Source organism: Demequina sp., from assembly GCF_047975725.1.
Classification (GTDB): Bacteria; Actinomycetota; Actinomycetes; order Actinomycetales; family Demequinaceae; genus Demequina.
Genome location: NZ_JBKEED010000010.1, coordinates 210,209 through 224,909, shown reverse-complemented (window position 1 = coordinate 224,909; position 14,701 = coordinate 210,209). Strand labels below are relative to the sequence as shown.

16 protein-coding genes are annotated in these 14,701 nt (G+C 67.6%); 3 read left to right on the top strand and 13 right to left on the bottom strand.

Annotated elements, in window-relative coordinates; translation table 11 throughout:
- From ACK5NO_RS03130 to hisC, 8 genes are all read right to left on the bottom strand, one after another.
- The coding region (locus ACK5NO_RS03130) for an N-acetylneuraminate synthase family protein (protein WP_416811206.1) at positions 1-451 on the bottom strand (451 nt) is incomplete at its 3' end.
- A 146-nt stretch (positions 452-597) separates the two neighbouring features.
- A complete protein-coding gene (locus tag ACK5NO_RS03125; RefSeq protein ID WP_416811205.1) occupies positions 598-1,821 on the bottom strand; it encodes a DUF6716 putative glycosyltransferase in 1,224 nt (407 codons plus the stop codon).
- Between the two features lie 21 nt (positions 1,822-1,842).
- Positions 1,843-3,006, bottom strand: coding sequence for a cytidylyltransferase domain-containing protein (locus ACK5NO_RS03120; protein ID WP_416811204.1), 1,164 nt, complete (start codon positions 3,004-3,006; stop codon positions 1,843-1,845).
- The gene (locus tag ACK5NO_RS03115; RefSeq protein ID WP_416811203.1) at positions 3,003-3,965 is read right to left on the bottom strand and encodes a hypothetical protein; all 963 of its coding nucleotides are present in this window, start codon (positions 3,963-3,965) and stop codon (positions 3,003-3,005) included. Before ACK5NO_RS03115 ends, ACK5NO_RS03120 begins: the two co-directional genes overlap by 4 nt.
- 7 nt (positions 3,966-3,972) lie before the next feature.
- Positions 3,973-4,713, bottom strand: coding sequence for an ABC transporter ATP-binding protein (locus tag ACK5NO_RS03110; RefSeq protein ID WP_416811202.1), 741 nt, complete (start codon positions 4,711-4,713; stop codon positions 3,973-3,975).
- Positions 4,706-5,566, bottom strand: coding sequence for an ABC transporter permease (locus ACK5NO_RS03105; protein WP_416811201.1), 861 nt, complete (start codon positions 5,564-5,566; stop codon positions 4,706-4,708). The genes ACK5NO_RS03110 and ACK5NO_RS03105 overlap by 8 nt, the downstream gene beginning before the upstream one ends.
- Before the next feature lie 18 nt (positions 5,567-5,584).
- Entirely contained in the window at positions 5,585-6,640 is a 1,056-nt protein-coding gene (locus ACK5NO_RS03100) for a glycosyltransferase family 2 protein (protein ID WP_416811200.1), read from the bottom strand.
- A gap of 67 nt (positions 6,641-6,707) precedes the next feature.
- Positions 6,708-7,775: a histidinol-phosphate transaminase gene (hisC, locus tag ACK5NO_RS03095; protein WP_416811199.1), complete on the bottom strand. Its 1,068-nt coding sequence runs from the start codon at positions 7,773-7,775 to the stop codon at positions 6,708-6,710.
- 48 nt (positions 7,776-7,823) lie between these two features.
- Here hisC and ACK5NO_RS03090 point away from each other — a divergent pair, with 48 nt between their 5' ends.
- Complete coding sequence (locus ACK5NO_RS03090) at positions 7,824-8,210, top strand: phage holin family protein (protein ID WP_416811198.1); 387 nt, start codon at positions 7,824-7,826, stop codon at positions 8,208-8,210.
- Here the strand turns inward: ACK5NO_RS03090 and ACK5NO_RS03085 are convergent.
- Positions 8,176-9,720 carry a hypothetical protein gene (locus ACK5NO_RS03085; protein WP_416811197.1) on the bottom strand — a complete coding sequence of 515 codons (1,545 nt, stop codon included), beginning with the start codon at positions 9,718-9,720 and terminating at the stop codon, positions 8,176-8,178. The two genes, ACK5NO_RS03090 and ACK5NO_RS03085, sit on opposite strands and share 35 nt — an antisense overlap.
- A complete protein-coding gene (locus ACK5NO_RS03080) occupies positions 9,717-9,977 on the bottom strand; it encodes a hypothetical protein (RefSeq protein ID WP_416811196.1) in 261 nt (86 codons plus the stop codon). The genes ACK5NO_RS03085 and ACK5NO_RS03080 overlap by 4 nt, the downstream gene beginning before the upstream one ends.
- Before the next feature lie 96 nt (positions 9,978-10,073).
- Between ACK5NO_RS03080 and purB the strand changes: the two genes are divergently transcribed.
- Complete coding sequence (gene purB, locus ACK5NO_RS03075; RefSeq protein WP_416811195.1) at positions 10,074-11,507, top strand: adenylosuccinate lyase; 1,434 nt, start codon at positions 10,074-10,076, stop codon at positions 11,505-11,507.
- 93 nt (positions 11,508-11,600) lie between these two features.
- Here purB and ACK5NO_RS03070 read toward each other — a convergent pair whose 3' ends face one another.
- From ACK5NO_RS03070 to ACK5NO_RS03060, 3 genes are read right to left on the bottom strand one after another with little or no spacing between them, the layout of a single operon-like run.
- Positions 11,601-12,281, bottom strand: a complete 681-nt coding sequence (locus ACK5NO_RS03070; protein WP_416811194.1) for an MOSC domain-containing protein — start codon at positions 12,279-12,281, stop codon at positions 11,601-11,603.
- Positions 12,282-12,316: 35 nt separating this feature from the next.
- A complete protein-coding gene (locus tag ACK5NO_RS03065) occupies positions 12,317-13,153 on the bottom strand; it encodes a hypothetical protein (protein WP_416811193.1) in 837 nt (278 codons plus the stop codon).
- The gene (locus ACK5NO_RS03060) at positions 13,153-13,695 is read right to left on the bottom strand and encodes an RNA polymerase sigma factor (RefSeq protein WP_416811192.1); all 543 of its coding nucleotides are present in this window, start codon (positions 13,693-13,695) and stop codon (positions 13,153-13,155) included. Before ACK5NO_RS03060 ends, ACK5NO_RS03065 begins: the two co-directional genes overlap by 1 nt.
- A 136-nt stretch (positions 13,696-13,831) precedes the next feature.
- Between ACK5NO_RS03060 and ACK5NO_RS03055 the strand changes: the two genes are divergently transcribed.
- Positions 13,832-14,659, top strand: a complete 828-nt coding sequence (locus ACK5NO_RS03055; protein ID WP_416811191.1) for a CPBP family intramembrane glutamic endopeptidase — start codon at positions 13,832-13,834, stop codon at positions 14,657-14,659.
- Positions 14,660-14,701: the final 42 nt, after the last annotated feature.

Below are 14,701 nucleotides of genomic sequence, written 5' to 3'. Positions count from 1 at the left end.
CGGGCTTGCCGGTGGCCTTGATCTTGCGCAGCATCCCCAGGTCAGTGACCGACGCGGAGGCGATCTTGTACGCCACCGTATCCATCGACTCCAGGAAGTCCACGCTGGGCTCGTCCCACGGAGACGCGAACCACACCACGCCCTTTTCCTTGCAGTACGCGTCGATCTCCGAGTACTCGGCCTGCTCGAACTCGACCTTGTAGCGGTACTCCAGGTACGTCATCGTGCCCCACGGCGTCTCGCGCGGCGTGGCCTTCATGTGCTCAGGCGTGGCGATGTCGGGGGTGCGCTTTTGGAACTTCACCGCCTGCGCTCCAGCCTCAACGGCCACATCGATGAGCTTCTTCGCGTTCTCGACCGAACCGTTGTGGTTTAACCCGATCTCAGCGATCACATAGACGGGAAGCCCGTCTCCGATCGCGACATCACCAATCTTCACCGAATCAGACAACGAGGTACCTTTCGAGCAAGTGCATAGGACGGGAGCAAGCGCCTCCGCGGCGGGCCGCGATACGCAAGGGCGTCAGGAACTCCCGAGCCGCAGAGACGTCAATCTGAGTCATCCTAACCCGCTCACCTGAGAGCGCCCGGTGAGATTCACCGCTCGTTCACCAAGCCGTAAGCAACGAGCGCCGCTGCACCATTTCCGAGCGCACGCGCCCACCAGACGTCATTCGCACCCAAGGCCTGACGTCGGTGTCGCCACGCGTTGATGCGCTGACGCCACCCTCGGGGCGCCTGCACACCCGGCGAGCCCTCCGCCCGCACGGCGCCCACCAACGCGTCCAGTTCCTCTAGCCAGTTGTCTCGCTCAGGGTCATGCAAGTAATTCGCGGGTGCCCACTGAGGATCGGGCATCCGCAGGCGTAGCGCCCGCAGATCATCGAAGGACCCGTGCAGGCCTGAAGCTTCAAAACCGGTGGTGATGCGTCCCGCTTCCTCCGCGAACTCCTCAAGGCACAGCGCGGGGACCCGGGAGGCTACTGCCTCAAGTGCCGCCGTCGAGTTCACGGTCACGAGGCCGATCGCGCCGGGCAGCCAGCGACTCAGGGCGCCGTGGCCGATCGTCAAGTTGTGCGGAGCTCCTTGCCCGAGCGCGGCGAGAATTTCCTGGTATGGGTCGGAGTCGCGATGCGTCTGGGGGTCGCTTTTGTCGCCGCGCACCTTGATGACCACGTCCAGCTCTGGGTGCTCACGTGCGACATCAGCGAGCGCCTCCACAATCGCGCGACGGTCTGCGACGGCCTGTGGCACCAGTGCTTGGGGTGCGAAAATCAGGCGCCGATGCGCGGGCTCAGCGTTCGCTGGCGCGTGGGCTTGATCACGGGTGGTGTCAGCGACCAGCGACGCGAGCGCCACCGTCCGCGGCTTAGGTCCAGCATGACTGCGCACCGCCTCGCGCTCACGCTCTGAGTGCACCACCATCAGGTCGATCGAGCACCGGAGCCGCAAACCCAAATCTGTTGGCGGCATCCAGATGCCGGGTAGGCCGGCGGCCGTGACGGGGCGAGCACCGGGGCGTCCGAAGGCGTCGCGCATGAGCAGCTCGATGAGAGGACCCCGGCACGCGAGCAGCAGCGCGTCGGGCGCGCAGCGGCTGAGCCGGTTCAGCAGGTCGCGATAGGCGATGACCTCGGGAAGGCGCGCAAGGCGCCCATCTGCGGCGGCGGCTATCTGCTCACGCGTGGGAGTCACGGCAGAGCGCACCACGACCACCTCGACGTCCCACGCTGTGGCAGCCTCGAGGGCACGCGTGATCCCCCACTTCACGTACGAGTCGGCGTCGGCGACCACGAGAAGGCGGCGAGAGGGGGGCGTCACCTGGGGGGCCATGGCCGACCGTCAGCCGCGTGCCGCGAGCACGCGCTCGGCGGCCTCGCGCACCGCGCCACGCCCGCCAGGGCGAGTCAGGACCACGCGCGCCTCTGCGAGCGCCTCGGCACGCGCATCGGCCACCGCAACAGGCCACCCCACGGCGCGCATGCAGGCAACGTCGTTGATGTCATTGCCCACGTAGGCGACGCGTGTCAGATCCACGCCTTGCGCTGCGCACCAGCGCTCGAGTTCGGGCAACTTGTCGTCGATCCCGTGCAGAACGTCTACCTGGAGCTTCGCGGCGCGAGCCGCGACCACAGGGTTCTTCTCCTTCGACAAGATGAGTATCGGGACACCCGCAGCACGCAAGAGTCCCACCCCCATGCCGTCAGACCGGCTCACCGTGACGGACTCGACGCCGTCCTGGTTCACGGTCACCAAGTCGTCGGTGTGCACACCGTCGAAGTCAGTGACCAGCGCATCAGCGTCAATGGGCCCTGGGCTCGCGAGCAAGGCCGCGAGTCCACGCGACATCTCCAGCTCGGCGGCGGTATCGATTTCGATGGCACTGGACTCAGGAACCGGGGCGATCCCCACCCGGCCAAAGAACCGGTGGCCCGCGGCACGGAAGCCCTCCGCACGCATGACATAGAACGCGCCGGTCTCCTGAAAGTGAGGCTCGCGATCCTGGCGACGCGGCCGGAACGAAGAATCATGATTCACGCCTTCAGCGCCTGCCTCGCCCTCACGCCACAAGAACGCATAGGTCTCGAAGGCCGAGAACACGACGTCCTCATCACCGCTGGCCACCCGCGCCACCGCATCGGCAAGGCAATCGGCGGGGATGAAGGGGCTCGTTGCCTGAAGGAATACGAGCACGTCAACAGGCCCACCATCAGCCTCAAGAACGTCGAGGGCGTGAACGAGGGCGCTTTCCGATGTCGCCGTGTCACCCGCGATCTGCGCAGGGCGATCAATGACGGCCGCACCGTACTGGCGTGCCACCTGCGCAATGCCAGCATCATCCGTCGACACGCACACGTCAGTGATCGCCGGAACGCTGAGCGCGGCCTGCGCCGCACGGCCCACGAGCGGCACGCCGCCCACCCGTGCCACGTTCTTTCCGGGCACTCCCTTGGACCCACCCCGGGCGGGGATCACCGCGGCGATGCGTAACGAGCGTGCGCTCACTGATTGCCCCTCTCGTTGACGATGGCCTCCATGGTCGCACGCAGATGCGTGTCCGCTCGCGTAGTCCACCAGTCATCCTGCACCGGGTCAACGTGGATGCGCACCTGGCTTGGAAGGACCCCGCTGAGCGTTGCCGCAAGGCTTGAAGGGAGCATCGCCACGCGCGCCACGCGGGCTGCCGCGAGCGTCAACTCTGCAGGCAGACCAGGTCGCAGTACCGTCACGCCGTCGATTGCTGCCACCTGCGCGAGCCAGGAGCCTTCCTCGCGCCGATGCGGGAGGTACGTCACGTGCCCCCACTGGCTCGCGTAGCCGCTCACCCATGCGAGTTGCGCACGTGGCTCGATGAAGCCGTCACTCGCCAAAGCGGATCCCAGCACCACAGACTCAGTGAGTCCCATGCCCAGGTTGAGATCGGCACCACGCAACCACGCGAAGTCGTTGCTCATCACCCGGGCGCCGAGCGCCCCCAGGGCGGCCACTGCATCGGCCGTAGAGTAGGCAGTGAAGAGCGTCAGCCGACCGGCGCCGGCCAACGAGCGCAAGCGAGCAGCGGCGCGAGCGCCGAGCACACGCGACAGGCCAGACTCGACGATTCCTGGACGAGCAAGCGCTGCGCCGCTGCCAAGTTGAGCGGCGAGTGCCAGGGTGATGGCCCCGTCGTCCACCAACACCACCTGGCGCGGCCGCGCCACCGTCAACACGGCCCGTACCTGGCCGGACATGGCATCGCCCGTCACCTTGACCTGCGCGCGGGAAAACGGGGATTGCAGTGCCGAGCGGGCCGGCGGCATGATCGTGACCGATGGCGGCACGTGCGGGCGCAACACCTCGGCCGTGTGGTCGAGCTGCATCACTCGTGCGCGCGGCACGATCGCGAGCGGGACCGGCTGAGAAGCACCCCACTCAATCGCGTTGAGCAACTGCAGCGGAGACTCGACCCAAGCGACGGCCCCCACCGTCAGTTCACTTACTTGCCTGATAGGCGTTGACGACCTCCTGGGCGTCGCCGTCCATCTTGAGCACCCCGTGGTCGATCCACAGTGCGCGCTGGCACGTATCCAGAATGGAACGCATCGAGTGGCTCACCAGGAACACGGTGCCCGCCTTGTCGCGAAGCTCGCGGATACGAGCCTCGCTCTTGTCGCGGAACGCCTTGTCACCCACCGCGAGCGCCTCGTCAACCAGCAGAATCTGGTGGTCACGTGACACCGCGATCGAGAATCGCAGACGCTGCTGCATGCCAGACGAGTACGTCTTCATGGGCAGGTCCATGAAGTCCTCGATCCCCGAGAACTTCACGATGTCGTCGTATCGCTGGGCGATCTCAGCTTGGGTCAGCCCCAACGCGAGGCCGCCCAGAAGCACGTTCTTTTCACCCGTGAGGTTGGGGATGAGGGCCGCGTTCACCCCCAGGAGCGCGGGGCGGCTCGCCGCATAGACGGACCCCGACGACGCGGGGGTGAGTCCAGCGACAGCGCGCATGAGCGTGGACTTACCCGAGCCGTTGTGCCCGATCACGCCGATGGATTCGCCCTCACGGGCAACGAAGGACACGCCTTTGAGGGCATGCACCACTCGCACGCCGCGCTGGCGGGTCATGAGCGACCGGCGGTCGTTGGCCCGCTTGCCAGAAGCGAAAGACTTGTAGTCGACCTTGAGGTCGTGTGCGACGACCGTCGGGGCGCCGAGCGTGGACTCAGTCACGTCCGTACCTCTCCTCTGCACGCCAGAAGAACACGATGCCGATGGCGAGCGTGACGAACGCCCCACCCACGGCGACAATCCACACCAGCGGCTCGAGCTCCGGCCCAGCGATCATGAAGTTGCGCACCAAGGCGATGTAGTCGTGCACAGGATTGAGTTGAGCGACGGTGAGCATCCACGGCGGGTTGTCGGCGAGCACCAGCTCAAGCGAGTAGAAGATGCCGCTCGAGTAGAAGATCAGGCGGCTGATGAGCGGAATCATCTGGGTCACGTCCCGCAGGTGGACCGTCAGACGGGCGGCGATCAACGCCACGCCCAGGTTAAACATGGCCATGAGTGCGTACACCGGGATGACAAGGAGCCACTTCCAGGTGATCGCTTCGCCTGTGCCAGCCACGATGATTCCCATGACCAGGACCATGGGGATCAGTTCGATCAGTTCCTGGAGTACCTGGGCAATGGGCATGAGCATGCGCGGGAAACTTAGGCTCCGCACCAGACCCGAGTTGCCGGTGATCGATCGCGCACCTTGCGAGAAGGACTGGGCGAAGAACTGGAACGTGAAGACACCGACGACCAGGAACGCGATGAAGTTTTCTGGGCGCGAGCTGCTCGACATGATGAAGCCGAACACCAGCCCGTACAGGGCAGCGTTGAGCAAGGGCTGGAGCACGATCCATCCCAGGCCTAGCCGACTCTCGTTGAGCGAGGCTTGGATGCGGAACTTAGCAAGCGAGTAGGCGAAGGCCCGACGGCGCCAGATCTCCGCAAGGTACTCGCCCAACGGGGGCCTTGCCCCCACTCGCTTGAGGCCCGCGTCGCGCGCGATTGCCTCGTAGTCGATATCTGACACTGTGCTCCTTGACGTCCCTCAGCGCCCGGAAAATGCGTTGAGACCGCGGGTGGGACGGACCAAACCTAACAGGCAGCCCCCACCCCAGCTCAGATGCATCACGGGCAACACCACCGGCAGCAGCGCACGGGAGGGCCACGGAAGACCACGCGCGCCCACCACTGCGAGGATCAACCATCCAGCGTAAGCGATCCCAGGCAGTGCTCCCGCCGCGGTCCACGCGACGGCGGCATTGCCATGGGTGAAGAACGCGGCAATCCCCGCGCCGATCGCCACGGCGAGCGAGACGACCAAGAGTGGAGGCAAATAGAATCGCAAGCCGTTGTGTCCGGGGAATCGGCGGATGAGTTCCCCCCTCCACCGGCCGGAGGCAAAGAACTGCTTGGCGAGCGCCCGCACTGTCGAGCGAGGTCGGTAGATGACCTCCACTCGCGGCTCGAACCACACCGTGCCCCCGGCACGGCGGAGCCTGAAGTTCAGTTCCCAGTCCTCGCCACGCGAGAGATGCTCGTCGAATCCTCCGACGGCAAGGACGGCATCGCGACGGAAAACTCCGAGGTAGGCGGATTCCGCAGGGCCCGCGTCACCGCCCACGTGATACACGCCGCCACCAAGCCCCGCCGGCGAGTTGTACGCCCACGCGACGGCGCGCTGGAAGGGGCTCAGGCCCTCGGCCAACATGCGTCCCCCTACGTTGACCGCATCGGCACGCGTGATGGCCGCCAGCATTCTGCGCGTGTAGTCGGCCGGCAGCACCGAGTGAGCATCGACACGCACAACGACATCGGTGGTGGCGGCCGCAAAACCTTTGTTCAGCGCGATTGAGATCCCGTTGTCCGGGTTCTCAATCACGGAGACCTCAGGGTGACGAGCGCACAGCCCGTCAATGATCGCGTTGGTCCCATCGGTCGAACGCCCCCGCACGAGCAGGATGGGAGACCCCGTGCATCCGTCCTGAGCGAGGATCGATTCGACTGCGGACCCGATGTAATGCTCCTCGTTGAGCACGGGGACCACAAAGGTGACACCTACGCTCGCCGGTTCCGCCACGTGCACCTCTCGGGTCGCGGACATCCGAGCGAGGGCGCTCGGTGTCGTCGCGGTCGAGTCTAGGCCACGCACCCGGACAAGCCGGGCACCGTCACAGCGACCTGATCGCCGCCAAGAACGCGTCGTTCTCCTCTCGAGACCCGATGCTCACGCGCACGCCCTCACCGGCAAACGGCCTCACCAGCACGGCGGGGTCGAGCGCGCCCAGCGCGGCAGCGATCTCCCCGGTGCGCTCCCCGGCAGGCAACCACACAAAGTTGCCCTGCGCATCGGGGACGTCCCAGCCCAACTGAGCCAGCGCATCGGCCACTCGAGAACGTTCGGCGACGGTGGACTCGACCCTCTCGAGCAACTCGTCGACGGCGCTCAGCGATGCCAGTGCCGCGATCTGCGCAGGGGCCGACACGGAAAACGGCGTGACGCACGAGCGCACGGGCGTGACCAGCTCGGGGTCGCCGGCGACGTAGCCCACGCGCAGGCCCGCGAGGCCGTAGGCCTTGGAGAAGGTGCGCGCGATGAGCAGGTTGGGGTGGCGGGTCAACGCGGCAAGGCCGTCGACAGCGTCGGGGTCGCGCACGAACTCGACGTAGGCCTCGTCGAGCACCACGAGCACGCGGCGCGGCACGGCGGCCAAGAAGCGGTCTACCTCATCGGTGCGCAGCGCCGGTCCCGTGGGGTTGTTGGGGGAGCACAGCAGGATCACCTTGGTGTCGGCGGTGACGGCGGCGGCCATCGCGTCGAGGTCATGACGACCGTCGGCCGCGAGCGCCACGGGCACCGGCGTCGCGCCGGCAATCTGGACGAGGATGGGATACGCCTCGAACGAGCGCCAGGCGAACACCACCTCGTCGCCCGGCGCCGTGTACGCCTGGAGCACGTGCTGCAGCGCGGCGACCGACCCACCACCGACGGCCACATGCTGGGCGCTCAAGCCAAGAGAAGCGCCGATGCGCTCGTGCAGTTCCACCGCGAACATGTCGGGGTAGCGGTGCACCACCTCGCCGGCCGCAGCGACGGCCGCAGCGACCGAGGGCAACGGATCAAACGGGCTCTCGTTCGACGACAGCTTGACGGGCGGCAGGCCGTCCTGCGCACCGCGAGCTCCGGGCACGTAGACGGGCATGGCTGCGACGGCAGGGCGAGGCTGAGGGCGATCCATGCCTTCAAGAATGGCAGGCGCCGAGGGTGCCTGTGACAGACTCCTGGCATGAAGTTTGTGCTCAAGTCCGCTGTCATCGCCGTCGCGATCTGGATCGCCACGCTTCTGCCGCTTGACCTGGCGGTCACCGGAGGCGAAGCCGAGTGGTGGACGCGCGCCCTCGCATTCCTCGCGCTCGGTGCCGTCATCGCGGCTCTCAACGCCATCGTCAAGCCCATCCTGACCGTGCTGGCGCTGCCCATCACGATCCTGACGCTAGGCCTGTTTGCCCTGGTGATCAACTGGTTCATCCTGTGGCTGACCGCGTGGATTTCCGAGCAGGTGGACTTTGTCAACCTGTCCATCGGCGGTTTCTGGCAGACGCTGCTCGCGGCGCTGGTCATCTCGTTTGCGAGCGCGGTCATGGGCGGTCTTCTAGGGTCAAACCGGGGCTGAGCCCCAACGCCTCGGGGCCGGGAGGGACGTTCCTCACCTGGCCAGGGGGTGCTACCGGCGGTTCGCACAGCGCAACGGGTGGGGGCTCGTGGACCTGCTCGAACATCACGCGCTGCTCAAGGTCGCCCGCAAAGAACTCGCTGCTCGCAGCCATGAAGTCGTCGAGCGAGGTGCTCTCAGAAAGCTCCGCCTGGGCCATGATCGCGGCGTAGGTCTGCGCCTGGTGAGCGCCGATCAACGTGTGCGACTCCTCGGCCAGCGCCGCATCGCTGCTGATGCGCGTGTCTGCCGCGATGACCGTCTCGTTCGCCCTGGGAGGCTCGTCGAACCCGCCGGCCGCCCAGGTGGGATCGGGACCATTTCTGAACTCCGCGTACTGCACCTTGGGGTTGCGGTCCATGGCGGCCAGCGGCGTGCCGGCCGTGACGACCGTCGTGACGTTGAACCGCGCGGTCGCCTTGGACGCCACCGCGATGGTGCCCGCGACGATCCCGCCCTGTGAGTGGCCGACGAGCATGACCGGCTCGTGTGCGGCGATGCCGGCCTGCTCCATCGCGAGCAGCACCATCTCCGTCGCGTCGGAGGCGCTGCCATCCACCGCTACCAGGTTGCCCTCGATGTCGAAGACCTCGCCGTTGGCGCCCACCGTGTCGCCCGTACCCGGGATCGTGACGATCCAGGCATAGGTGCCGTCCGCCTGCAGGACCTTGTCAACCGTCACACCGCGGGGGTGATGACCGTCGAGGGCCACGAGCAGGTCTCCGAGGTCACCAAGCGCGGTGATGGGCCCCACCGCAGGGGGATCAGCCCGCGTCACGGCAATGAGCGCCGGCTCTCCGGAAAAGTGGTCGATGATCCGTGCGAGCGAGGCCGCTGCACTGCGCATCGGCTCATACAGACCCCGCTCTTTGAGGAACGTGGTGAGGATGCCCGCGGAGATGCCATTGAAGTAGCCCGCCGTGGGAGGAGGGCCGTCGGGTTCGATGGCGTCACCGATAGGGTCCCAGCCCACGGCGCTCATCAGGCCACCGAGCGGGGCCATGTCCCATACCTTGCCCGCCACGGTGCGCCCCACCCACGCCTGGGTGCCATGCCAGCTCTTGACGGCCCACCACGCCTGAGGGAGAACTCCGACGACCTGCTGCGCCTGCTGCTCGGCGGCCAGGAACGTCGCCGCCACCTGAGAGAGTCGGGTCGCCATCTCCTCCATGTCCCCGTCCAGGCGCTTGCTGCCACGAGATCCGCCGGGCGAACCGGTGCGAGCGTCTTCCACCTGCTCCTTGGCGTCCCAGACATACGGCGCGACATCGGGTAGTGACACGGGATGGGCGTCCGCCGCGAGACTCGCCGCGTTCCCGAGCACGCGGTCGGCACTGCGCACGGCCTCGGCCGCCGCTTCCAAGAGTCGCACCGCCCGCTCCATGTCCTCGGTCACTGCCACCTGCCCACCGGTGCCCCCGTGGACCGCGATCGGGATCCAGGGGCGCTCGGCAGGCTCCGGCTCGCTCACAGCTGCCCCGCGCGCTGCGCGGCCTCACGTGCCTGGATCCAGCGGCCACGCGCGTACTCGATGTCAGCCGCCAGCGCGTTCAAGTCGCCATGCATGACCGCGAGCGCGGTGCGGAACCTCCCGGCCGCAGCGGACACCCACTCCACGTCGCCGGCACCCGACAGCGCGCGCATCGCCTCGTCGACGTAGTCGCGCGCCCCGAGCAATGCGTCATAGGGCAGGTAGAGCTGGGGTGGGATCAGCGCGGAATCGTCCATGCCGCGACCGTAGGAAACCCCATCGGCTCGCTCGCACTGCACCCCCGGCGCACTGTGGACAATGCACCGGAGCCCAGGTGCTGTGACCGTGGAACAATGGGCGCCGTGACCGCCTGGAACCCCTCCGCCCTCGTGTCCTTCGCCGCGCTTGAGCCGGCCATCGCCCTCGGCCCGCTTGACGGCCGCTACCGAGCCGCCGCATCGGCCCTCGTAGACCACCTCTCCGAGCCCGCGCTCAACCGCGCGCGCCTGCACGTCGAGGTCGAGTGGTTCATCCACCTGTGCGCCACCGCCGCCGTCCCGGGCACCCGCGAACTCACGGGAGACGAGGTGGCGCTGCTGCGCGCGATCCCCGCCGAATTTGGCGCCGACGGGATCCGCGAACATGCCGAGATCGAGAAGGTCACGGTCCACGACGTCAAGGCGATCGAGTACTACATCAAGCGCCGCATTGAGGGCACGTCGCTCGCGCCGCTCGCGGAACTCGTGCACTTCGCGTGCACCTCCGAGGACATCAACAACCTGTCGTACGCCCTCATGGTCAAGGGCGCCGTCGAGCAGGTGTGGCTGCCTGCGGCCGATGCGCTGGCTGGCCAGATCGCGGACCTCGCCCGCGAGACCAAGGCGACCCCCATGCTGTCGCGCACCCATGGCCAGACGGCGACCCCCACCACCCTGGGCAAGGAGCTTGCGGTGCTCGCGCACAGGCTCCGTCGCCAGCTGTCACGTATCGAGCGCCAGGAGTACCTGGGCAAGATCAACGGCGCGACCGGCACATTCGGTGCCCACACGGCCGCTGTCCCGAGCACCGACTGGGTGAGCGTGTCGCGCACCTTCGTGGAGGGCCTGGGGCTCACGTGGAACCCGCTCACCACCCAGATCGAAAGCCACGACTGGCAGGCGGAGTTGTACGCGGACGTCGCGCGGTTTGGTCGCATTCTGCACAACCTCGCCACCGACGTGTGGACCTACATCTCGCTGGGCTACTTCGCGCAGGCGGCGGTCGCGGGCGCCATCGGGTCCTCCGCGATGCCGCACAAGATCAACCCCATCCGCTTCGAGAACGCCGAGGCCAACCTCGAGATCTCCGCGGCGCTGTTCGACACGCTGGGCGCGACGCTCGTGACGAGCCGCATGCAGCGCGACCTGACCGACTCGACGTCGCAGCGCAACATCGGCGTCGCGTTCGGCCACTCGCTGCTGGCGATCGACAACGTGCGCCGCGGTCTGGGCGCGCTGTCGGTGAACGAGGCCGCGCTCGCCGCCGACCTCGACGCTTCGTGGGAGGTGCTCGCCGAGCCCATCCAGTCGGCGATGCGCGCGGCCGCCATCGAGGGTGTGCCAGGCATGGAGAACCCCTACGAGCGTCTCAAGGACCTCACGCGAGGGCACTCGATCGACGCCGACTCGATCCGGGAATTCGTGGGCGGCCTGTCGCTGCCCGCCGAGACCGCCGAGCGCCTGGCCGCGCTCACTCCCGGCTCCTACGTCGGGCTCGCCGAGCGCCTGGTGGACGACTACCTGGCCTAGCCGTTCGTGCGCCCCAGTGGGACATGGCGGTCACTTTCCGCGCGAATCTGACACTCATGTCCCACCAGGGTGCAGCGGGCCGCGGCTGACCGGTCAGATCACGACTGCGTCGCCCAAGGTCACTAGGCCCGGCGTCACGACGTCCAGGTAGATCGCGACCCGCAGGTCACGCCGCGCACCGAGCGCCTTGAGCCACCGGGTCGGGGCATCGACGCCATCCTGGGCGAGGTCGATGGTGCGGCACCTCTCGATACGTCCCGCAGGCCGCAGCACCGTAGCGCCGATGCGCACGTCACCTACCCAGGCTTCCTCCTCGAAGGGTTCGCTCGTCTCGACCACCAGGTTGGCGCGCAGCCGCCGAGGGTCGGCGTCCACGCCTAGTTCACGCTCGCACCACTCGAGGGTGGCCGTGCCGATAAGCGAGACCGCACCGTCGTCAAAGTGCTTGACATCCGATTCGGGGGCAACCGCGACATCGGCCGCGAGCGCGTCGCACAGCCAGGCGTCGAGACTCGGGTCCCCCACGAGGCCGTGACGGCCGCCGGGGCCTGACACCACCACGCCCCGGTCTTCGGTGTGGGCGGTGAACGCGAAGATGCCGTCGCGACGCACCATGCGCCGGGTGTTCTTGCCCGATGCGAGCCGCGACTCTGCGTCCCGCACCGCGAACGCCCGGTCGCCCTCGAGCCCGCGGGCTTCTACCTGCACGGACTCGAGCGATTCGCCTCCCATCGACTTGACGGGATAGCGGCGAATCGAGGTCACGCGGGTCATACGGCCAGGTTACGGGCGCTCCCCACGTCACACCGCTACGGGAGCGCCGGTTCCGGTGACGGCTCGGGCGACAGGCTAGGCACGGGAGAGATGCTCGGCGCGGGAGAGATGCTCGGCGCGGGCGACACCGCAGGGCCAGAGCTCGGCTCCGGTGACAGACCCGGCTCCGGTGACAGACCCGGCTCCGCTGGCTCGACTGCGTCAATGCCGACGGTGGGCACGACGCTGGGCTCCGGGCTAGGCGTCACACACACCACGCTGCCCTCGGCCGCCGTAGCATCCTGCTCGTCAAGCGAGTCAAGCGAGTCAAGCGAGTCATGCAAGTCAAGCGAGCTAAGCAAGTCGACGTTGACCGCCCAGGACTCGCCACCGGTGGCCACCGTGACACCTTCGCCTGCCCCGTCCAAACTGACGGTGGCCGTGCTCCCAGAGGCAAGCTCAAGCGTCAGCGTTTCACCGGGAGTGAGCGCGATCCGCTCCCCATCACGCCGCACCACCGACGCGACGCCATCGGCGACCACCACTTCGATGTCATCTGAGACCGTCGCGGGGTACACAATCATGAACTCATCAAGCGAGGTGACACTCGGCTCGGGCGTAGGCGTCGCCGGGACCTCGACGACAGTGGTTCCGGGAGGACATTCGCCGGTCGCGGCCGTCTGCGTTGTCCACTCGGGAATCCGCGCCGCACCCCACGCGACCGCTCCCACAGAGACCGCGGCAACGGAACCTGTGCTGGCGGCACGCGCCACTCGGCGCCGCCTAATGCGGCCTCGCACCGTGGGTCCGAGCGCATCGGCGAGCAAGTCACCGCTCCCTGCCCGCGCATCGGCCGTCACGGCCCTGGACAACAGATCATGCAGATCGTTCATCATCGTGCTCCCTTCAGCACTGGCGCCTCCACGGGCACCGAGGGGGGGTCACCGGCCCAGTCGGCATGGGTGTCGAGCAATCGGGCAAGCCGGGCCGATGCGTCGGCGAGGTACCGCTTGACCGTCCCCTCGGCGATGCCGAGACGCTCGGCGATCGCCGGGACGGTGAGGTCGTCGTAGAAGCGCAGCACGATGCACGCACGTTCCCGCGGAGACAGCTGGGCTAGCGCCTGACGGACGTCGAGCACGGCGGCCGTGTCGACCACATGCGGCTCAGGGTCTCGGTTGCGGCGGTGGGCACGAGCGGCGGCGTCGCGTCGGCGCAAGCGATCGACGAAGACGCTGGGAATCGCGCGCCGAACATACGCCTCCGCGCGGTTCACGTCGTCGAAGGCGCGGCCCTTGGAGAAGCTGCGGACCAGGGCGTCCTGCAAGACATCCTGAGCCTCGGCGTGGTCGCCCGTGAGGAGCTTCGCGTACGCGAGCAGCCGTGCTCCGCGCTCGCGCATCACCGCGTCGAGTACCGGTTCCCACCGCGCCATACGCCACTCCCTGCCGCTTCACTCATCCGCATCATCGCCCACATAACGGGGCCCGTGGTGCGAATCGTTGGGGCAGTGCGCGATGGTGGAGGGCGGGGACACCACGGGGCACTCGCTCGTTAGAGTGGCCGTGACCATGGATGCTCCCGCTACCGCCGATGCGCCCGGCCCGTCCGCCGCAACCCAGCCTGCCGCTCCCGCGCCAAGCCGTCGCCGCCTGCGCGCGGAGATCTTCATCGTGCTGGGCTTGTCGCTGGGGTATTCGGCAATCCGGTCGTTCCTGCGTCTGATCGAGCGCTACCTCGCAGAGCCGTCGATTGGCGAGCAGACCACCACGCTCAATCCCACGCGCTCCGAGATCGACTACATGGATCTCGCCTACCAATTGCTGAGCCTGGCCTACCAACTCATGCCCGTCGCACTCGCGCTGTACCTGCTGAGCGCGGGCGGAGCCAGTGCATTGCGCCGCCTTGGCCTGACAGGTCCGGGACGCGCATGGTTCAAGGATCTCGGCTCAGGGTTGCTGCTGGCGGCGTGCATTGGCCTGCCCGGCCTGCTGCTGTACATCGCGGGACGCGCGATCGGCCAGACAGTCCGTGTGGACACCTCGGGCCTTCCCGACCTGTGGTGGTCGGCCACCATCTTGCTGCTCGCGGCAGCGGTCGCTGGCGTGCTCGAAGAGGTCGTGGCAGTCGGCTACTTCATGACCCGGCTCAAAGATCTGGCGTGGTCGCCATGGGCGGCGATTGTCGCATCGGCCGTGCTACGGGGCTGCTACCACCTGTACCAGGGGTGGCCCATGGCACTGGGCAACCTGGTGATGGGCTTGGTGTTCGGCTGGTGGTTCCATCGCACGGGCCGGCTGGGGCCGCTCATCCTCGCGCACTGGACGCTCGACGCCGTCGCGTTCATTGGCCCCGAGATTGTGGGCCAGGAGACCCTCGAGGCCTGGGGCATCTCCTGATGGCTGTTCAGGGCCTGTGCGCGGGGCGCCTTTCGCTCCGCC